The organism is Paraburkholderia sp. A1RI_3L, assembly GCF_048957895.1.
In the GTDB taxonomy this organism is placed as follows: domain Bacteria; phylum Pseudomonadota; class Gammaproteobacteria; order Burkholderiales; family Burkholderiaceae; genus Paraburkholderia; species Paraburkholderia kururiensis.
The window spans coordinates 601,684-621,186 of the sequence record NZ_JARCHA010000001.1; the positions used below are offsets into that span (position 1 = coordinate 601,684).

15 protein-coding genes are annotated in these 19,503 nt (G+C 64.6%); 11 read left to right on the forward strand and 4 right to left on the reverse strand.

What is annotated here, in order from left to right:
* The first annotated feature begins 33 nt into the window (after window positions 1–33).
* Window positions 34–903, forward strand: a complete 870-nt coding sequence (locus tag PXJ20_RS02920) for a patatin-like phospholipase family protein (protein ID WP_017772356.1) — start codon at window positions 34–36, stop codon at window positions 901–903.
* A 37-nt stretch (window positions 904–940) separates the two neighbouring features.
* Here the strand turns inward: PXJ20_RS02920 and PXJ20_RS02925 are convergent, their stop codons facing one another.
* Window positions 941–1,954 carry a D-2-hydroxyacid dehydrogenase family protein gene (locus PXJ20_RS02925; RefSeq protein ID WP_421030141.1) on the reverse strand — a complete coding sequence of 338 codons (1,014 nt, stop codon included), beginning with the start codon at window positions 1,952–1,954 and terminating at the stop codon, window positions 941–943.
* Window positions 1,955–2,309: 355 nt separating this feature from the next.
* Between PXJ20_RS02925 and PXJ20_RS02930 the strand changes: the two genes are divergently transcribed.
* Together PXJ20_RS02930 and PXJ20_RS02935 are read left to right on the forward strand one after the other, a co-directional pair.
* A complete protein-coding gene (locus tag PXJ20_RS02930) occupies window positions 2,310–4,169 on the forward strand; it encodes a phosphoenolpyruvate carboxykinase (GTP) (protein ID WP_421030142.1) in 1,860 nt (619 codons plus the stop codon).
* A gap of 351 nt (window positions 4,170–4,520) precedes the next feature.
* Window positions 4,521–5,618: a LysR family transcriptional regulator gene (locus PXJ20_RS02935; RefSeq protein ID WP_017772359.1), complete on the forward strand. Its 1,098-nt coding sequence runs from the start codon at window positions 4,521–4,523 to the stop codon at window positions 5,616–5,618.
* Window positions 5,619–5,829: 211 nt separating this feature from the next.
* Here PXJ20_RS02935 and PXJ20_RS02940 read toward each other — a convergent pair whose 3' ends face one another.
* The 3 genes from PXJ20_RS02940 to dprA form a co-directional block, all read right to left on the reverse strand.
* On the reverse strand, window positions 5,830–8,484 hold the full coding sequence (locus tag PXJ20_RS02940; protein WP_413212833.1) for a DNA topoisomerase III: 2,655 nt from the start codon (window positions 8,482–8,484) through the stop codon (window positions 5,830–5,832).
* A 199-nt stretch (window positions 8,485–8,683) separates the two neighbouring features.
* Window positions 8,684–9,061 carry a thioredoxin family protein gene (locus tag PXJ20_RS02945; protein ID WP_413212834.1) on the reverse strand — a complete coding sequence of 126 codons (378 nt, stop codon included), beginning with the start codon at window positions 9,059–9,061 and terminating at the stop codon, window positions 8,684–8,686.
* An 80-nt stretch (window positions 9,062–9,141) separates the two neighbouring features.
* Window positions 9,142–10,398: a DNA-processing protein DprA gene (gene dprA / locus PXJ20_RS02950; RefSeq protein WP_421030143.1), complete on the reverse strand. Its 1,257-nt coding sequence runs from the start codon at window positions 10,396–10,398 to the stop codon at window positions 9,142–9,144.
* A 286-nt stretch (window positions 10,399–10,684) separates the two neighbouring features.
* Here dprA and def point away from each other — a divergent pair, with 286 nt between their 5' ends.
* From def to esaR, 8 genes are all read left to right on the forward strand, one after another.
* A complete protein-coding gene (gene def, locus PXJ20_RS02955; RefSeq protein WP_026120955.1) occupies window positions 10,685–11,188 on the forward strand; it encodes a peptide deformylase in 504 nt (167 codons plus the stop codon).
* A gap of 70 nt (window positions 11,189–11,258) precedes the next feature.
* Window positions 11,259–12,269 (forward strand): methionyl-tRNA formyltransferase, encoded by a 1,011-nt coding sequence (fmt, locus tag PXJ20_RS02960; RefSeq protein WP_421030144.1) that lies wholly within the window; start codon window positions 11,259–11,261, stop codon window positions 12,267–12,269.
* A 138-nt stretch (window positions 12,270–12,407) separates the two neighbouring features.
* The gene (locus PXJ20_RS02965) at window positions 12,408–13,058 is read left to right on the forward strand and encodes a LysE family translocator (RefSeq protein WP_421030145.1); all 651 of its coding nucleotides are present in this window, start codon (window positions 12,408–12,410) and stop codon (window positions 13,056–13,058) included.
* A gap of 122 nt (window positions 13,059–13,180) precedes the next feature.
* Window positions 13,181–14,038, forward strand: a complete 858-nt coding sequence (gene htpX, locus PXJ20_RS02970; protein WP_017772366.1) for a zinc metalloprotease HtpX — start codon at window positions 13,181–13,183, stop codon at window positions 14,036–14,038.
* A gap of 145 nt (window positions 14,039–14,183) precedes the next feature.
* Complete coding sequence (rsmB, locus tag PXJ20_RS02975) at window positions 14,184–15,713, forward strand: 16S rRNA (cytosine(967)-C(5))-methyltransferase RsmB (protein WP_421030146.1); 1,530 nt, start codon at window positions 14,184–14,186, stop codon at window positions 15,711–15,713.
* Window positions 15,710–16,300 carry a DUF4390 domain-containing protein gene (locus PXJ20_RS02980; RefSeq protein WP_017772368.1) on the forward strand — a complete coding sequence of 197 codons (591 nt, stop codon included), beginning with the start codon at window positions 15,710–15,712 and terminating at the stop codon, window positions 16,298–16,300. The genes rsmB and PXJ20_RS02980 overlap by 4 nt, the downstream gene beginning before the upstream one ends.
* The gene (locus tag PXJ20_RS02985; protein ID WP_421030147.1) at window positions 16,290–18,713 is read left to right on the forward strand and encodes an ATP-binding protein; all 2,424 of its coding nucleotides are present in this window, start codon (window positions 16,290–16,292) and stop codon (window positions 18,711–18,713) included. Before PXJ20_RS02980 ends, PXJ20_RS02985 begins: the two co-directional genes overlap by 11 nt.
* Window positions 18,714–19,403, forward strand: a complete 690-nt coding sequence (gene esaR / locus PXJ20_RS02990; protein ID WP_017772370.1) for a response regulator transcription factor EsaR — start codon at window positions 18,714–18,716, stop codon at window positions 19,401–19,403.
* Window positions 19,404–19,503 lie beyond the last annotated feature (100 nt).

The window sequence follows — 19,503 nt, forward strand, 5'->3', positions numbered from 1 at the left end:
AAAATCGAAGCCGGGAAGGACCGAAGGAACAACATGTTCGATCAGGTGGTATTTGCCGGCGGCGGAAATCGCTGCTGGTGGCAGGCCGGTTTCTGGGACGTCGTGCGGCCCGAGCTGGATATTCGTCCGCGCGTGATCGCCGGCATCTCGGCGGGCGCAGCCACCGCCTGCATGCTCTACACACGTGACGCAGACTGGGTGATGCGTTACTACGAGAACGCCTTGCGTCACAACACGCGCAATGCGTACTGGGGCAATCTGCTGCGCGGCGAGTCGGTGTTTCCTCACTACCGCATTTATCGTCAGGCGCTGCTCGATATCTACGGCGAGCACTTCGAGCAGTTGAAGCACGCGCCTGCCATTCGCATCGGCGTGTCGCATCTGCCGCGCTGGCTCGGTGCGCGCAGCGCGGTCGCGGCCGGGCTCGTCGCTTACAACATCGAGAAGTACGTTCGCAAGACGCTGCATCCCACGCTCGGCCGCAAGCTCGGTTTTCAGCCGGAATTCGTGACGGCGCAGACGTGTGCGTCGGTGGAGGAACTGGCCGACCTGATCCTGCAATCATCGTGCACGCCGCCTTTCACGCCCGTATTGCGACGCAACGGGCGGCCTGTGCTCGATGGCGGCATGGTCGATAACGTACCGGTCGGCGCACTCGACGCTGCCCCAGGCCTCGTGCTCGTAATGGTGACGCGTCTCTATCCGCGTCCGCAGATGTTTGTCGTGCCGCACGGCGCGCAGCAGCGCATCTATGTGCAACCGTCGCGCAAGGTGCCGATCTCGAGCTGGGACTACACGAGCCCTTCGCAGATGCAGCACGCGTACAACCTCGGCCGCGTGGATGGCGAGCAGTTCCTCGCTCGCGTGCCCGAACTGCTCGAGCTTGCCAGCGAGTCGAACTGATCGATCACGACCCGCCGCTCACACGAGCCAGGAGCGATTACCTCCGGCGCCCACCCTGCAACGCATCGGGGTTCGCCACGCTCGACGTGTCGCCGCTATCGAAGGCGAGAATGTTGCGGAACGCAGCGCTGAAATACAGTTCGTAGCTCTCCCGTTCCACGTAGCCGATGTGTGGCGTGCAGATCACGTTCTCCATGCGCAGCAGGCTATAGCCTTGCAGAATCGGCTCGCTTTCGTAGACGTCCACGGCCACCATCCCGGGCCGGTTGCGCGATAGGGCGTTGACCAGCGCGTTCTCTTCCAGCAGCTCGGCGCGGCTCGTGTTGACGAGCAGCGCCGTGGGTTTCATGCGCATGAGGTCGTCGAGCTTGACGATGCCGCGCGTGTCGTCGTGCAGGCGAAGGTGGAGCGTGAGCACGTCGCTCTGTTCGAACAAGGCCTCGCGGCTTTCCGCTGTCGTATAGCCGTCGGCACGTGCGGCTTCCAGCGAGTGTTCGCGGCCCCAGATCAAAACGTTCATGCCGAACGCCTTGCCGTAACCGGCCACGAGCCGGCCGATCTTGCCGTAGCCCCAGATGCCGAGCGTCTGGCCGCGCATCACCTGGCCCAGCCCGAAGTTCGGCGGCAGCGCCGAGGTCTTCAATCCCGACTGCTGCCAGGCCCCTTGCTTAAGGTTTGCCACGTATTGCGGAATGCGCCGCTGGGCCGCCATGATGAGGGCCCACGTCAGTTCGGCCGGCGCCACGGGCGAGCCGGCGCCTTCCAGCACGGCGATGCCGCGCTCGGTACAGGCGGGCAGATCGATGTGGCTCGACACCTTGCCCGTCTGGCTGATCATCCGAAGGTGGGGGAGTTTGTCGAGCAGTTGCGAGGTGATGCGGGTCCGTTCGCGGATCAGCACCAGCGCATCGACTTCGGCAAGGCGGCTCGCCAGTTGTCCGAGTCCGCGCACGGTGTTGTTGAAGACCTTGACCTCGTGATTGGCCAGCAGTTGAAAGCAGTCGAGTTTGCGAACGGCGTCCTGATAGTCGTCGAGGATGGCAATTTTCATGGCGTTTGAGTTTTGCGACGCACCACGAGGTGCGGAACGGAGCGATATGCTGGCTGTCCCACCGAAGCGCGGCGTCCATGGTGGTACGAATCGTGATTGTGTCGTGTCGCTTGCAGCGCCGTAGCGGCGCCGCACCGCGTCATGCAAGACAGATTTACCGCGTTTTTAACAGCTTGTCGCGTCTCGATGCAAGCCGCTTTACAGACGGTTTCGAACGACAGGCTGCAGGGCCCTTGACGATTTGCGCTCCCTCTTGCCCACGCATGTTGCGTGGCGAGACCGCGCCGCCTCTCGCAGCAGCGTCTCGTGGCTCGTGCCGTTTTCCCTTTACTTTTTACAAAACGGAGACAGCTCGATGAACCATCCCGCCTTTGCAGGTCAAGCCGCCGTAGAAGCGCCGGCCTGGGTCAAACACCGCAAGCTCATCGAATGGGTGCAGCGCGTCGCCGCGCTGACGAAACCCGCGCGCGTGGTCTGGTGCGACGGTTCGCAGGAGGAATACGACCGCCTCTGCGCGCAGATGGTGGAGGCCGGCACGCTGAGAAAGCTCAATCCCGAGAAGCGGCCGAATTCGTATCTGGCGTGTTCGTCGCCGTCCGACGTCGCGCGCGTGGAAGACCGCACGTTCATCTGCTCGCAGCGCAAGGAGGACGCGGGCCCCACCAACAACTGGGTGGCGCCCGGCGAGATGCGCGCCACCCTTGATGGTCTCTTCGACGGTGCGATGCGCGGCCGCACGATGTACGTCGTGCCGTTTTCGATGGGGCCGCTCGGCTCGCCCATCGCGCACATCGGCGTGGAGCTTTCGGATAGCCCGTACGTGGTCGTGAACATGCGCATCATGACGCGCATGGGCCGCAAGGTGTACGACGTGCTGGGCGAAGACGGCGACTTCGTGCCGTGCGTGCATTCGGTGGGCGCGCCGCTTGCCGCGGGGCAGCAGGACGTGGCGTGGCCGTGCAACGACACGAAGTACATCGTCCATTTCCCGGAGAGCCGCGAGATCTGGAGCTACGGCTCCGGCTACGGCGGCAATGCGCTGCTCGGCAAGAAGTGCTTTGCGCTGCGCATTGCGTCGACGATGGGCCGCGACGAGGGCTGGCTCGCCGAACACATGCTGATTCTCGGCGTGACGACGCCCGAAGGGCGCAAGTTCCATGTCGCGGCAGCGTTTCCGTCGGCCTGCGGCAAGACCAATTTCGCGATGCTGATTCCGCCGCCGGGCATGAACGGCTGGCAAATTTCGACGATCGGCGACGACATCGCCTGGATCAAGCCGGGCAAGGACGGTCGCCTCTACGCGATCAACCCCGAAGCGGGCTATTTCGGCGTGGCGCCGGGCACGAGCGAGAAGACGAACTACAACGCGATGGCGACGCTCAAGGCGAACGTCATCTTCACGAACGTCGCGCTCACGGACGACGGCGACGTCTGGTGGGAAGGCATGACCGACGAGCCGCCGGCACACCTGATCGACTGGCAAGGCCAGGACTGGACGCCCGAAATCGCCAAGGAAACCGGCCGCAAGGCGGCGCATCCGAACGCGCGCTTCACGGCGCCGGCTTCGCAATGTCCGTCGATCGATCCGGATTGGGAGAACCCGGCCGGCGTGCCTATCGATGCCTTCGTATTTGGCGGCCGCCGTTCCACCACGGTGCCGCTCGTCACCGAGGCACGCAACTGGGTGGAGGGCGTCTACATGGCCGCGACGATGGGCTCCGAGACCACGGCCGCGGCGGCGGGCCAGCAGGGCGTGGTGCGGCGCGACCCGTTCGCCATGCTGCCGTTCTGCGGCTACAACATGAGCGACTACTTTGCGCACTGGCTGGCGGTGGGCGCGCGCCTCACGCAATTGGGCGCGAAGCTGCCGAAGATCTTCTGCGTGAACTGGTTCCGCAAGGGGCCGGATGGCAAGTTCGTGTGGCCGGGTTTCGGCGAGAACATGCGGGTGCTGGACTGGATGGTGAGCCGCGTGGACGACAAAGCCGACGGCGACGAGCACGCGTTCGGTGTTTCGCCGCGCTACGACGACCTGGACTGGAGCGGGCTCGATTTCACCGAAGCGCAGTTTGATCTGGTGATGTCGGTCGACACAGACGCGTGGCGAAGTGAGCTACGACTGCACGCCGAACTCTTCGACACGCTGCAGCACCGCTTGCCGCCCGCGCTGAACGAGGCGCGCGAAGCGCTGGAGAAGCGCTTGTCTGCAAGGTGATGTGAGCGCCTGCTTCGCTTTGAAGCCGCCTTCGGGCGGCTTTTTTCTTGGCTTTTCTGGCAGCCGTGACAGGTTTGCTCGAGCGTTGGTTTGTCCCCGCGTAGCGCTATTCCCGCCGCCCATATGGCCATTTGTTCGTCGAAGCGCCCCTCCCCCTTGCGCCGCAGCAGATTGTTTCCCGTCGAGGAACAATGGGCGGATCAGATTTGCGGGAAAGTCCACATTGGCACGAATTTAAGGAAATTTAACGGCTTCTTAGGCAACTTCTGCACGAACTTGGGAGTCGTAGGAGAATTCCGAATTCGCCTATGGCCTCCGAAAGGCATAAGTAATAAACGGCAGGAGTTTCACATGGATCATTTGCAGTCGATGCGGGTATTCGTCAAGGTGGCGGATCTCGGCAGCTTCGCCCGCGCCGCCAGCGCGATGGACATTTCGAATGCAGTTGCCACGCGTCACGTTGCCGACCTGGAAGGTCGGCTGGGTACTCGCTTGCTGAACCGGACGACGCGCAGCCTCTCGCTGACCGAGTCGGGCCAGGTCTACCTGGAACGCGCGCGTCAGATCCTGGACGAACTGGAAGACGTGGAGCAGATGGTGGTGGCCCGCAACCATGAGCCGGTCGGCACGCTGCGTATCGTGGCGCCCGTGGTGTTCGGGCTGCACAATCTCGCGCCGGTGCTGCAAACCTACGCGGAACGCTATCCGAAGGTGATTCCGGACGTCACGTTGGTCGACCGGCAGGTCGACCTCGTGGAAGAAGGCTTCGACGTGGGCGTGGTGGTTGCCCGGCAGATGCGCGGCGCCAGTATCGTGACGCGGCGCCTCACCACCGGCTGCATGACCGTCTGCGCCACGCCGGCCTATCTGGAAAAGCACGGCACGCCCACGCGTCCGGAGCATCTGATGGAGCATCCGTGCCTGTCGCCGCCTTCCGAGTACTGGGGTGACGAGCGCGTATTCACCGGTCCCGAGGGCGAGGTGCGGGTGCGCCCCACTAACGTGGTCGTCGCGAACAACACCGAGATGCTGCGTCAGTTCGCGCTGCTCGGCATGGGTATCGCGATCCTGCCGAGCTACCTGATTGGCCGCGACATGACGCGCGGGCGGCTGGTGCGCTTGCTGGGCGACTACCGGCTGCCGCAGGTCGAACTCAATATCGCGTACCCGAGCCGGCGCCATCTGCCGGCGAAGGTGCGCACGTTCATCGATCACCTGGTGGAGCATTTCAGCCAGACGCCGAACGGCGTGCTGGGCGAGCAGTGGATCAAGGACGGCTATGGGCGTCCGGCTGCCGGCGTCGCCGCGCATGCTGACGGCGAGATGTTGGCGCCCGAAGCGTTCGACGGTGCCGAACCGCTCTCGAGTCTGCTCGATCGTGAGATTTCGCCGAAGACGCAGCGCTCGCCTGGGCGTGTACGCCGGTCGAGCGCGGCGTCGCCGGTTTGATTCTGGTTCGACTCGCGCGGCGGGGAGGGGCGATGCAAGTTCGCGGCCTGCCGCCGGGATAATTTCCTGGAGGCAGGTTTCCCTCGCGAAATAAAAAAGCGCAGCCGCGGCTGCGCTTTTTTTGCTTCACACGTCCTGGTGTTCTGGCTTTGAAGAAGCGGGGGACGGCGGCGTGGACTTCACGGCGCGCCTTCGCAGGCGTGCCGGTGACTTACGATCCGGTCTTGCGCGCCACTGTCTTCTTCGCGGCCACCTTGCGTGCCGGCGCGGTCTTCGCCGCGGCCGTCTTGCGCGCCGGCGTCGCGGCGACGGTTTCGGTCACCGTGTCGCCATCGCCTTCTGCCTCTGCGCCCACTGTTGCCGCCGTCTTTTTCGCGGCCGTTTTGGCGGCCGTCTTTCCAGCGGCAGGCTCCTTTTTCTCGAACTCGAAGCCGATCTTGCCGTCGTTCTGTTTTACCAGGAACGCCTTGAAGTTGCGGCCCGTGCGCGACGACTTGAAGCTGGTCAGCAGATCCGTTCGGCCTTCGGTCAGCAGCTTCGCCATCTGATCGCGCGAGATTTCCTGTTGCAGGATCACCTTGCCCGAGCGGAAATCGCAGGTCTTCGGATTGGCGACCGAGTTCTCGCACACATAGCTCATGCCGTGCTCGAACACGCGCGCCTTGCATTTCGGGCAGGCGCCCACGGGCTCCTGGTCGGAGAAGTCGGGTGCCTCGCCATCCTCGCCGCCCTGATCCTGGCCAAAGTCGAACTCGAGCTTGTAGTTCTTCGTTTCGTCGTCGAACGAGAGCTTGAGGATGGCCGAGAACGGCCGGCCCATCTTGCTGCGGAACCCTGAGAGCGGACCAATCTCTTTTTTCTGCAGGAGTTCTTCGACTTCCGGAATCTCGAATTGCCGGCCACCCGGAATTTTCGAGATCGAGAACTCGCACTTCGTACACGCGAAGCGCCGGTAGTTTTCCTTCACCTGCCCACCGCAGTTCGGGCACGGCGTTTCGAGCGTCGCATAGTCGCCGGGAATGGTGTCGGAGTCGTACTCCTTCGCGCGCTTCACGATGGTCTGCGTCATGCGGGCAATTTCCTGCATGAACGCGTCGCGATGCAAGTTGCCGTGCTCCATCTGGGCGAGCTTGTGTTCCCATTCGCCGGTGAGTTCGGGCGCGGTCAACTCCTCGACGCCGAGGCCGCGCAGCAGCGTCATCAGCTGGAACGCCTTGGCCGTTGGAATCAGTTCGCGCCCTTCCCGAACCAGATACTTCTCGCCGAGCAGACCTTCGATAATGGCCGCGCGCGTGGCCGGCGTACCGAGCCCCTTCGCGGCCATGGCCTCGCGCAACTCGTCGTCTTCGACGAGTTTGCCCGCGCCTTCCATGGCTGACAGCAGCGTGGCTTCGTTGTAGCGTGCGGGCGGCTTGGTGGTGAGCTGATGGGCGGCGATCTTGTCAGTCTCGACCTTCTCGTCCTTCTGCACGGGTACGAGGTTGGCGTCGTCGCCGCCCGCGTCCCGGCCGTATACCTGCAGCCAGCCCGGCTCGATCAGTACCTTGCCTTCAGTCTTGAAGTGATGGCCGACGACTTCGGTGATGCGCGTCGTCACGCGGTATTCGGCTGCGGGGAAGAACACGGCGAGGAAGCGCTTCACGACGAGGTCGTAGAGCTTCTGTTCCGGCTCGGACAGCGCCTTCGGCGCCTGCAGCGTGGGAATGATGGCGAAGTGGTCGCTGATCTTCGAGTTGTCGAAGATGCGCTTGTTCGGCTTCACCCAGCCTTTGTCGAGCACCTGCTTTGCGTGCGGCAGGTAGTTGTTGCTCTCCTTGAGCATGTCCAGGGTGCTCTTTACGGTGCCGATATAGTCTTCCGGCAGCGCGCGCGCGTCGGTACGCGGATAGGTGAGCACCTTGTGCTTTTCGTACAGCGCCTGGGCGAGGCCCAGCGTGTTCTTGGCCGAAAAGCCGAAGCGGCCGTTCGCTTCGCGCTGCAGGCTGGTCAAGTCGAAGAGCAGCGGGGACAGTTGCGTTGAGGGCTTCGATTCCTCGGTGACCGTGCCCAATTGGCCGCGGCACGCGGCGACGATGGTTTCCGCTGCGGGCAGGCTCCACAGGCGCGATTCGCGCTTTTCCGGATCGAACTCGTCGCGCTTGAACTTCGGGTCGAACCAGCGTCCTTCATAGAAACCGGCGGCGCACACAAACTCGGCGCGCACTTCCCAGTAGTCGCGCGGCACGAAGCGGCGAATCTTTTCTTCGCGCTCCACGACGATGGAAAGCGTCGGCGTCTGCACGCGACCCACCGTCGTGAGGAAGAAGCCGCCGCCCTTGCTGTTGAACGCGGTCATGGCGCGCGTGCCGTTGATCCCCACCAGCCAGTCCGCTTCCGACCGGCAGCGGGCGGCATCCGCGAGCGGCTGCATGTCTTCGTCGCTGCGCAGATGGGCGAAGCCTTCGCGGATGGCGGCGGGCGTCATCGATTGCAGCCACAGCCGCTGGACGGGCTGCTTCGCTTTTGCGTGCTGAACGATCAGACGGAAGATCAGCTCGCCTTCGCGCCCCGCGTCACATGCGTTGATGAGTCGGTCGACGTCCTTGCGCTTCATCAGCCTCGTGAGCACCTTGAGCCGCGACTCGCTTTTCGCGATGGGATTCAGGTCGAAGTGGGGCGGGATGACGGGCAGATGCGCGAAACTCCATTTGCCGCGCTTGACTTCGTACTCTTCGGGAGCGGCGATCTCGAGCAGATGGCCGACAGCGGACGAAAGCACGTATTCGTCGCTTTCGTAGTATTCGTCATGCTTGGTGAAGCCGCCCAAAGCGCGTGCGATGTCGTTCGCGACGGACGGCTTCTCGGCGATGATCAGTGCTTTCGACATGACTGGTTGCAAGTGGGTAGAGTCGGGCAGACGCCCATAACGACCGCTTTATAGCACACGCTGCGCCAGCGGCGGTTTCGACGCCCCAAAAAAGCGCCTCATCATAATGGGGCGCCAAGGTACCGGCAAGCGCGGCGCGGCGGACCTGCGCAGCGCTTCAGACAGGGCCGCCGACCGCCATGGACGGCCCCATGCGGGCTCACGCCATGGCGAGAGCCGGCCTTAGCTTGGGCGCATCCTTCACGCCCGGCAGCGCGGTCAGGTCGGCGAGCATGCGCTCCACGATGGCCGCTTGCGGCAACACGGTGCCGAAAAAACGGGTGGCGCTGGCATCTTCGATCAGGATCGTAGGGAAGTTTTCTACATCGAGGTCGTCGAAGCGGTCTGCATGCGTTTCGATGTCGATCCAGGCGAAACAGATTTCCGGGTGGGCGTCGGCGAGTCGGTCAAACGCTGCGCGGTACTCGCGGCAGGTGCCGCACCATTCCGCGCACAGGCAGGCAACGAACAAGGTGTTCGGATCGGTTACGCGCTCGGCGATTCGCTCGGAATCGGTGTCGAGGTTCAGCGCGGGCATGATGGTTCCTCGCTATCTCTCTTGTACTGGTGGTCTCCGGAGCAAGCCGGCTGGTCCGCCGAATTTAGCATGACGCCGCCTCAGTCGCGGCTCGCCCGGGTGAAACGGCCCCCGGGCAGGGCCGTGATGCGGCCGGCCAGTTCGAGGTACAGCAGTGCCCGCTGCAGTGCCGCTTCCTCCATTTCGGTGCGCCCGGCGAGGATTTCAAGCGTGGCCGGTGCGTGGCCGAGTGCGTCCAGTAGCCGCTGCGCGTCTGGCGTTAGGGCAGCCGGGGATGGGGGCGTATCGAGGCGGGCGTTGTGTTGCGGCGCGCGTTCGGCCGGCCGGCTGCCCACGTCCTCGCCCGAGCCTGAGGGAGCGCTCGCGCGATCACCTTTGGTGCGGCTCGAACGGGTGGCCGTCGTGTTTACCTCGGTGAATGCGGGCCGGGGGCGCGGCGCCGTTGCCACGCCAAGCTGTTCCAGCACCTCGTCTGCTGTCTCCACCAGCATCGCACCCTGTTTCAGCATTCGGTGGCAGCCCTTCGAGAGCGGCGCATGGATGGAGCCGGGCAACGCGAAAACGTCTCGCCCCATTTCGTTGGCGAGGCGTGCGGTGATCAGTGAACCGGAGCGCATCGCGGCTTCGACGACCAGCACACCGCTGGAAAGCCCTGCAATCAGGCGATTACGTTGAGGAAAGTTGGACGGTCGCGCCGGCGTGCCGAGCGGCCACTCAGAGACAATCGCGCCTTGCTCACCGATCTGCGCGGCGAGCGCCCGATGCGAAGGCGGATAGACGAGATCGACGCCGGTGCCGATCACCGCAACCGTCCCGCCGGGACCGGCTAGCGCGCCCCGATGTGCGGCGCCGTCGATGCCCAGTGCGAGGCCGGACACGACGGTCAGGCCAGCCGCGGAAAAAGCGCGGGCGAAGCGTGCGGCGTCTTCGGTGCCTTGCGGCGTCGCGCTTCGGCTTCCCACGACCGCCACCGCCTTCCGATGCAGCGACTCGAGTTGCCCCTTTATATATAGCAGTGGCGGTGGATCAGGCATGGTGAGCAACATGGGCGGGTAGGCAGGGTCGCACAATGTCAGGATCCAATTGCCCGCCTGCTCGCGCCATGCAAGGGCAGCTGCGGCCTGCCCCGCGAACTCAGGCCCGGGCGCGGACAGTACGGCGTGGGCCGTGCGCGTATCGGTTGCGGTTGCGAGCGCGGCGAACGGCTGCGTCAGCACGGCCTGCGGCAAGCCGAATGTTTCGAGCAGCTTGCGCAGTGCGGCGGGCGACACGCCCGGCGCGCAGGACAGGCGCAGCCAGCCAATGAGTTCGGCGTCGGTCATAGGCAGCGAATGCATAGAGTTCACGTTGCGTCAGTCCCGTAGCGGTTCAAGATAGCCCTCCCGGCGAAAGCAGCCAGAGACGGGCCATGCTAAAATTTTCATCATCCGAAATGAAAGACGACCTGCGGCGTGCCCGGTGGCAGCCACAGGGGAACTGGTCTGCTCTGATTCGTGCATTGAATCCCGCGGACCCAGTCGTTATATGGTGTGCGTCGCCCGTGCGGTCGCCAAGCTGGCCGTATGGCCAGTCCGGCCGATGCCCTTTCGGCGCGCGGCGCGCCACGAAAATCCTCTTGATGCCATGGCTTTACTGAACATCCTTCACTATCCCGACAAGCGGCTGCACAAGGTCGCAAAACCCGTTGCAGAGGTCGACAACCGTATCCGCAAGCTCGTAGCCGACATGGCCGAGACGATGTACAAGGCCCCGGGTGTAGGGCTGGCCGCCACGCAGGTGGATGTGCATGAGCGCGTGATCGTGATCGACGTGTCGGAAACGCACGACCAGCTGCTCACCTTCATCAATCCCGAGATCGTGTGGTCCAGCAACGAGAAGAAGCTCTCCGAAGAGGGCTGCCTTTCGGTGCCGGGCATTTACGACAACGTGGAGCGTGCCGACAAGGTGCGCGTGCGCGCCCTCAACGAAAAGGGTGAGCCTTTCGAACTGGATTGCGAAGGGCTGCTTGCCGTGTGCATCCAGCACGAAATGGATCACCTGATGGGCCGCGTGTTCGTCGAGTACCTCTCGCCGCTCAAGCAGACGCGCATCAAGAGCAAGATGAAGAAGCTCGAACGCGCGATGTGACGCGCGGCTTGCGGCGCAACCTCGCCGCTGCTTTCAACTTCTGCCGTCATCACGTCTGGTCGTTTGCCTCATGAGTCATTCCTTACGCGTCGTTTTTGCTGGTACGCCGGAGTTTGCTGCGGCGGCACTCGCCGCCATCCACCAGGCCGGTTTTACGGTGCCGCTCGTGCTGACCCAGCCCGACCGGCCGGCCGGGCGAGGCATGAAGTTGCAGGCGAGCCCGGTCAAGCGTTACGCGACCGAACACGGTCTGGCCGTCGCACAGCCGCCGTCGCTGCGCCGTAACGGCAAGTTTCCGGCCGAAGCCGCCGCCGGTATCGATCTGCTGCGCGCCACGCCGCACGATGTGATGGTGGTGGCCGCCTACGGCTTGCTGCTGCCGCAGGAAGTGCTCGATATCGCGCCGCATGGTTGCATCAACATCCACGCATCGCTGCTGCCGCGCTGGCGAGGTGCCGCGCCTATCCATCGCGCGATCGAGGCCGGCGACGCTGAAACCGGCATCACGCTGATGCAGATGGACGCCGGCCTCGACACGGGCGCCATGATTCACGAGGCCCGTACGCCGATTGCCCCCGCCGATACCACGGCGACCTTGCACGACCGCCTCGCGCAAACGGGCGCGCAGTTGATCGTCGATGCGCTTGCGGACCTGGAGCGAGACGGCCGCCTGCCCACAACACCTCAACCGGCCGAGGGCGCCACCTACGCCGAGAAAATCGGCAAGCACGAGGCGGTGCTCGACTGGCGGCGTCCCGCGGCGGCGCTCGCGCGCCAGGTGCGGGCCTTCGATCCGTTTCCAGGCGGTGCCGGCACACTCGACGGCACCCCACTGAAGATCTGGGCAGCCGAACCGGTCGACGCTTTTGCACGAGGCGATGCGCAACCGGGCCAGATCGTCGACGTGTCGCCTGACGGCGTTATCGTGGCGTGCGGGGAAGGCGCTTTGCGCCTCACGCAGTTGCAGAAACCCGGCGGCAAACGGCTTTCCGTGCGCGAGTTCCTCGCGGGCTCGCCGCTTGTCCCGGGGCAGCGTTTCGCCTTGCCGGAGCCTGCGGCACATCCGGCCTCCAAGGCCTGATTGCTGGAACGATAGACGCGCGTGACGCGGCGCGCCATCGGCCGAACGGTCAGGTCGCGTGGCCCGCGCGGTCGGCGCTAAAATTTCCGCTCCAGTGCGTTGTGTTTAACGGGTCTCCCAGAGACTTCGAGGTTCTCCATGTCCGGCATCACTCATTTCGGTTTTTTCGTCGTCGCGGTCTTCCTGCTCAACGTGACACCTGGGCCCGACACCGCGTACATCGTGGGACGTAGCGTGGCTCAGGGCCGCCGTGCCGGGCTTATGTCGGCGCTCGGCATTTCGGCTGGTTGCTGCGTGCATTCGCTCGCGTGCGCATTTGGGCTTACCGCCCTGCTTGCCACGTCGGCCACCGCGTTCACGGTAATCAAGTTCGTCGGCGCGCTCTATCTGGTCTATCTCGGCGTGCGGCTCATTTTCACGAAGCCGGAGAAGCCCGCCGCAGACGCCGCGAATCCCGTCTCTCAGGGGCTCGCAACGGCTCGTCCGCTGCGGCAGCTTTTTCTGCAAGGGTTCTGGACGAATGTGCTGAACCCCAAGGTCGTGCTCTTTTTCGTGTCGTTCTTCCCGCAGTTCGTCGTGCCGGGCAGCGACCAAAAGGTGGTGGCGTTTTTGACGCTGGGCGTCGTGTTCGTGGTGATGAGCACGATCTGGAACAGTTTCGTTGCGTGGATTGCCGGCAGCGTCACGCAACGGTTCTCCGGCAAGCCCGCCCTCAAGCGGTGGCTGGACCGCGGCGTAGGCACCGCTTTCGTCGGCCTCGGCATCCGGCTTGCCACCGCCACACGCTGATTGAATTTTCCGCGTCCGACCATATCTAACAGTTCGCTTACAATAAGCCGCTTTCCCGCCATGGGGCCTGCGTTATGGACCTGCGGGAGGTGATGAACTTCTACGGGCAAGGAGCAGCGCACATGTTCAATTGGGTCAAAACCGCGATGTTGATGGCCGCGATCACGGCCCTTTTCATCGTGATCGGCGGCATGATCGGGGGCCAGCGCGGCATGATGCTGGCGCTTCTGGTCGCGCTTGGCATGAACTTCTTTTCGTACTGGTTCTCCGACAAGATGGTTCTGCGCATGTACAACGCGCAGGAAGTCGATGAGACCACGGCGCCGCAGTTCTACCGGATGGTTCGCGACCTCGCCACGCGCGCCGGCCTGCCCATGCCCCGCGTGTACCTGATCGACGAAGCTGCACCGAACGCGTTCGCCACCGGCCGCAATCCCGAGCACGCTGCGGTCGCGGCGACCACGGGCATTCTGCGGGTGCTCTCCGAACGTGAAATGCGCGGGGTGATGGCGCACGAACTTGCTCACGTGAAGCACCGCGACATCCTGATCTCCACGATTTCGGCCACGATGGCGGGCGCCATCTCCGCGCTCGCGAATTTCGCGATGTTCTTCGGTGGTCGTGACGAGAACGGTCGGCCGGCAAACCCTATCGCGGGTATCGCCGTTGCGTTACTTGCGCCGATTGCGGCCGGGCTTATCCAGATGGCCATTTCTCGCGCCCGTGAGTTCGAGGCCGACCGCGGCGGCGCGCAGATTTCGGGCGATCCGCAGGCGCTGGCTGTTGCGCTCGACAAGATTCATCGCTATGCGAGCGGCGTTCCGTTTGCCGCAGCCGAAGAGCATCCGGCCACGGCGCAAATGATGATCGTGAATCCGCTGCACGCCGGTGGTATCGCGAACCTCTTCTCGACGCACCCCTCCACCGAAGAGCGCATCGCGCGCCTCATGGAGATGGCGCGAACGGGCCGCTTCGACTAACCGGCAAGGGCGCCCCTGACGGCGCCCGTTATCGCGCGCCGGGCGCTTCCCACTCACGCCGGCCGCCTCAACAAAGAACGAGTGGCGCGTCACGTTACAATGCACCGTTTGCACACCGTGCACTGCGTGGCCGCCCTCGTTTTTCATGACATCCAAACCTTCCCGGCGTCCCCCCGCTGATCACAAGGCACGTTCGCGTCCTTCAAGACCCGCGCAATCGGGCCAGGGCCATCCGGCGCGCAGCGCCCACGCGCCGCAATCCGGTCGGTCCCCGCAACATCGCGAGCCGCGTCTGTCCGCTCTGCACCTCGCTCCCGATTCGTTGGGTTTCGCACTCGATTGCGCCGCCCAGGCCGTGACCGCAGTACGTGGCGGCGCGGCGCTTCCCGCCGCGCTTGCCGCCGTATCCGGCTCGCTACCCGCTTCTGCAGTGGGCCTCGCGCGCGGCGCGACGCAAGACATCGCCTATCGCACCATGCGGTGCCTCGCGACAGTCGATCGCGTGATCGCGTTGCGCGTCCACAAGGCGCCGCCCGCACACGTCACGAACATGCTGGCGTGCGCGCTGGCGCTGCTCTGCGACGAAAACGAGCCGCCTTCGTACGCCACCTTCACCGTCGTGGACCAGGCCGTGAATGCAGTCGGCGCGCGCCGCGAAGTCAATTTTGCGAAGGGGCTCGTGAACGCCGTGCTGCGCGGGTTCCTGCGTGAGCGCGACACGCTGCTCGCGCAGGTGCGTCAGGACGAAGTCGCACGCTGGAACTATCCGCAATGGTGGATCGATGCCACGCGCCGCGCGTGGCCCGACGCGTGGCAAGACATTCTCGCGGCCGGCAATGACCACGGCCCGCTCACGTTGCGTGTGAACACGCGTCGGTCGAGCGTGGACGACTATCTGGCCCTGCTGCGCGAGCAGCACATCGACGCGACGCAATCCGGCGAGCAGGCGGTGACGCTCGCCGTGCCTACGCCAGTCGATCGCATTCCCGGCTTTGCGAGCGGCGTCGTCTCCGTGCAGGATGCCGGCGCCCAGCTGGCCGCGCGTTCGCTCGACGTGCACGACGGCATGCGCGTGCTCGATGCCTGCGCGGCGCCTGGCGGCAAGACCGGTCATCTGCTGGAACTCGCTGACATCGACCTCGTTGCGCTCGAAAGCGATCCTGCCCGCGCGCCCCGTATCGCGGAGAACCTGCAACGCCTGGGGCTCGATGCCGACATTCGCGTGGGCGATGCCGGCGAGCCGTCGCAATGGCACGACGGCCAGCCGTTCGATCGCATTCTCGCCGACGTGCCGTGCTCCGCTTCGGGCATCGTGCGGCGGCATCCCGACATTCGGTGGCTGCGCCGCGCCTCGGACATCGAGGCCCTCGTCGCCGAACAGCGCCGCATTCTGCAAGCGTTGTGGCCGCTCGTGAAAACGGGCGGCGAGCTCCTCTACGTCACCTGCTCGATCTTTCCCGAGGAGGGCGAGTTGCAGGCACGCTGGTTTGAAAGCTTCCACCAGGATGCGGTACGATTGGACGCGCCCGGGCAGCTGCTGCCCACCGCTCATCGCGCGTCCGCAGAGGCGCGGGGCGGTTCCGGCGCCGCCGCAGAGGCCAGCCGCGCCGCCGCGGTTTCAGAGCACAACGCGAATCACGACGGATTCTTCTACGCGCGCTTTCAGAAACGGTGACCATCAAACGCTTCTTTCCGCTCCGGCTCGCGGTCGTGCTGTGGATCACGCTGACCGTCTGCCTGACGGCAGCCGGGCCCGCGCGCGCCGATCAGATCGCCGTCCAGCGTGCGTCGCTTCAGGCGGACAACAACGGCTGGAGCCTCGACGCGCGTTTCGATTTCGAGCTCAACAGCAGCCTCGAAGATGCCGTCAACAAGGGCATTCCGCTCTACTTCACGACCGATTTCGAACTGAGCCGGCCGCGCTGGTACTGGTTCGACGAGCAGCCGGTGAGCGTCTCGCAGAGCATCCGCCTGTCGTTTCAGCCGCTCACGCGCGAATACCGCGTGTCGAGCGGCGGCCTGCAACTCGGTTTTTCGTCGCTGAAGGAGGCGCTTGCGGTGATCAAGCACGTTACGTCGTGGCACGTGATCGACCGCAATCAGGTCCACGCGGACGAGACCTACAACGCGTCCGTGCGCATGCAGCTCGACATTGCGTTGATGCCCAAGCCGTTTCAGATCGACGCGGTGAACAACCGCGACTGGAATCTCGCTTCCGACTGGAAGCGCTTCACTTTCACGGTGAGCGATCGTGCTAAATAGAGTGCGCCGCGCCACCAGTGTCAGTAGCGTCGTCGTCAGGCTGCTTGTCCTGACGGTCGCTGTCACGGCCGTGCTGCTGCTCGTGCTGCTGGCGGCGGCGAGCGCCAACACCGAATTCTTCGACCGCTACTACTCGTGGCTCTACGCGGCCAACATCGCCGTCGCGCTGATCTTCATGCTCGTGGTGACGGCCCTCGTAGTCGTGATCGTGTCGCGGCTCAGGAAGGGCAAGTTCGGCACGCGGCTGCTCGCCAAGCTGGCGTTCTTTTTCGCGCTGGTGGGCGTCGTGCCGGGCGGCATCATCTACGTGGTGTCGTATCAGTTCGTTTCGCGCAGCATCGAGTCGTGGTTCGACGTCAATGTCGAAACCGCGCTCACGTCGGGCCTCAACCTCGGGCGCGGCATGCTCGACGCGTCGCTCTCGGATCTGCAGACAAAGGGCCGTCTCATGGCCGAGCAGCTTGCGAGCGCTGACGCGGCCGGCACCACGCTCACGCTGTTGCGTCTGCGCGACCAGTTCGGCGTGCAGGACGCGACCATTGTCGAGCCCGTGCGCAGCATGTCGGGCGCCACGCCCGAGATGCACGTGGTGGCGCAGGCGTCGGGCAATCTCTCGTCGCTCGTGCCCACCGATCTGCCCACGCCGCTGATGATCGACCAGGCGCGTGGCCGCGGCTTCGCTGCGATCGAAGGCGAAGTGGACGGCGATCCGCGCGAGCACGGCAGCAAGGGCGCGTTGCGGCTGCGCGTGGTTCAGCGCATTCCGGACACCAACGCGTCGCTGCTGCAGCCCACCGAACGCTTCCTGCAACTCACGCAGCCGGTCCCGCCCACGCTCGCGCGCAACGCGGATGCCGTGCAGCGCGCCTACCGCGAATATCAGGAGAAGGCGCTCGGCCGGACCGGCTTGCGCAAGATGTATATCGGCACGCTCACGCTCGCGCTCTTCCTCGCCACCTTTATCGCGATGATGATTGCGCTTGCGCTCGGCAACCAGCTTGCGCGTCCGCTCTTCCTGCTCGCGCAAGGCACGAAGGAAGTGACCGAAGGCGACTACACGCCCAAGCGCGAGGTCAAGTCGCGCGACGAGCTGGGCTTCCTCACGCAGTCGTTCAACGCGATGACGCGGCAGCTTTCCGAAGCGCGCGCCGCGGTGGAAAAGAACCGCATCGCGCTCGAGCATTCGAAGACGTATCTCGAAAGCATTCTCGCGAACCTCACGGCGGGCGTGTTCGTGTTCGACCGGCAGTTCCGCCTGACCACGGCGAATCCCGGTGCCGAGCGCATCTTTCGTCAGCCGTTCCAGGCGATGCTGGGCTCTTCGCTCGAGCGCATCGGCGTGCTGGCCGAGTTCGGCGCGATGGTGCGCAAAGCCTTTGCCGATCGCGAAGCCGCGGGCGATGGCCATGCCGATCGCGGACACTGGCAGCAGCAGTTTTCGGTGCAGGTGCCGGGCGAGACCGATCCGCTCACGCTGCTCGTGCGCGGCGCGCGGCTCGTGTCCGAAACGGCGGCCGGCGACGCGATCGACGCCAATGGCAACGTGCAGACGGCAGGCTACGTGGTGGTGTTCGACGACATCTCCGACGTGATTTCCGCGCAGCGTTCCGTCGCTTGGGGCGAAGTGGCGCGGCGTCTTGCGCACGAGATCAAGAACCCGCTCACGCCCATCCAGCTTTCGGCCGAGCGCCTGCAGATGAAGCTCTCCGACAAGCTCGCGCCTGCCGACGCCGACGTGCTCAAGCGCGGTGCCACGACCATCGTCAACCAGGTCGCGGCGATGAAGCAGATGGTCGACAACTTCCGCGACTACGCTCGCACGCCGCCCGCCGTGCTCGCGAATCTTCAGCTCAACGATCTGGTGAGCGAAGTGCTGACGCTCTACGGCATCGAGGAAGGCAAGAGCGCGATTCACGTCGAGCTTGCCGCGCTGCCCGTGATTCGCGGCGACGCGACGCAGTTGCGCCAGGTGATCCATAACCTGCTGCAGAATGCACAGGACGCGGTGGCGGATGTCGAGCAGCCGCGTGTGCTGCTCGAAACGAGAACAGTAGAATATGGCGATCCCGACGCCGAAGGTAAGACGCGCGTCGCGGTGCGCCTGACCGTTTCCGACAACGGGCCCGGCTTTCCCGCGCGCATCCTGACGCGCGCATTCGAACCTTACGTGACGACCAAGGCCAAAGGGACAGGGCTGGGACTCGCGATGGTCAAGAAGATCGTCGACGAACACGGCGCGCGCATCGACATTCGCAACCGGCTGAGAGCGGGCGACGTGGTCGAGGGCGCCCAGATTTCGATTCTCTTTCTCCAGCTCGCGGACGATGCCGCCGCCCCCAGCACAGGGGAGAAGACGGCCCGCGCGGCCTCACAGGGAACGACAAAAGCAACAGTGCAGACAAGGGCAGCTTAAATGGCAACCATCCTGGTGGTAGATGACGAAATGGGTATCCGGGAATTGCTCTCGGAGATCCTGAGCGACGAGGGACACGTCGTCGAGGTGGCGGAAAACGCACAGGAAGCGCGCGACTTTCGCCTGCGTCAGGCGCCCGATCTCGTGCTGCTCGACATCTGGATGCCGGACACCGATGGCGTCACGCTGTTGAAGGAGTGGGCGGCCCAGGGGCAGCTCACCATGCCGGTGATCATGATGTCGGGGCACGCGACCATCGACACCGCCGTCGAGGCTACGAAGATCGGCGCGCTTAATTTCCTCGAAAAGCCGATCGCGCTGCAAAAGCTGCTGAAGGCGGTGGAGCAGGGACTTGCGCGCGGCACGGCGGCGCCGGTGGCGGCGGGCGCGGCGGCCAAGCCGCCTGCGTCGGCGGGAACGACGGCGATTGCGTCGGCTGCGGCGCTACCCATTCTCTCCGCCGACGGCGTGACGACCGGTGCGGCCGCGCTGCAAACCGCCTCGATTTCGTTCGACATTCCGTTGCGCGACGCACGCGACGCGTTCGAGCGCGCGTATTTCGAGTACCACCTTGCGCGCGAGAACGGCAGCATGACGCGCGTGGCGGAAAAAACCGGCCTCGAACGTACGCACCTGTACCGTAAGCTCAAGCAGCTGGGCGTCGACCTCGGCAAGAACAAGGGGGAATGAACGGCGCGATGTGCGTCGGGCGGCTCGAAGCCCGGCAGCAGTGGGCCCGGAAATTTTCGGACGAGGGCTTGAGGTGCGCGTAGTGCTTTGCTATACTCTC

Bases quoted from the DNA above. Each gene is read 5' to 3' on its own strand.
- PXJ20_RS02920 (WP_017772356.1), top strand. From the start codon at position 34: ATGTTCGATCAGGTGGTATTTGCCGGCGGCGGAAATCGCTGCTGGTGG.
- PXJ20_RS02925 (WP_421030141.1), bottom strand. From the start codon at position 1,954: ATGAAAATTGCCATCCTCGACGACTATCAGGACGCCGTTCGCAAACTC.
- PXJ20_RS02930 (WP_421030142.1), top strand. From the start codon at position 2,310: ATGAACCATCCCGCCTTTGCAGGTCAAGCCGCCGTAGAAGCGCCGGCC.
- PXJ20_RS02935 (WP_017772359.1), top strand. From the start codon at position 4,521: ATGGATCATTTGCAGTCGATGCGGGTATTCGTCAAGGTGGCGGATCTC.
- PXJ20_RS02940 (WP_413212833.1), bottom strand. From the start codon at position 8,484: ATGTCGAAAGCACTGATCATCGCCGAGAAGCCGTCCGTCGCGAACGAC.
- PXJ20_RS02945 (WP_413212834.1), bottom strand. From the start codon at position 9,061: ATGCCCGCGCTGAACCTCGACACCGATTCCGAGCGAATCGCCGAGCGC.
- dprA (WP_421030143.1), bottom strand. From the start codon at position 10,398: ATGCATTCGCTGCCTATGACCGACGCCGAACTCATTGGCTGGCTGCGC.
- def (WP_026120955.1), top strand. From the start codon at position 10,685: ATGGCTTTACTGAACATCCTTCACTATCCCGACAAGCGGCTGCACAAG.
- fmt (WP_421030144.1), top strand. From the start codon at position 11,259: ATGAGTCATTCCTTACGCGTCGTTTTTGCTGGTACGCCGGAGTTTGCT.
- PXJ20_RS02965 (WP_421030145.1), top strand. From the start codon at position 12,408: ATGTCCGGCATCACTCATTTCGGTTTTTTCGTCGTCGCGGTCTTCCTG.
- htpX (WP_017772366.1), top strand. From the start codon at position 13,181: ATGTTCAATTGGGTCAAAACCGCGATGTTGATGGCCGCGATCACGGCC.
- rsmB (WP_421030146.1), top strand. From the start codon at position 14,184: ATGACATCCAAACCTTCCCGGCGTCCCCCCGCTGATCACAAGGCACGT.
- esaR (WP_017772370.1), top strand. From the start codon at position 18,714: ATGGCAACCATCCTGGTGGTAGATGACGAAATGGGTATCCGGGAATTG.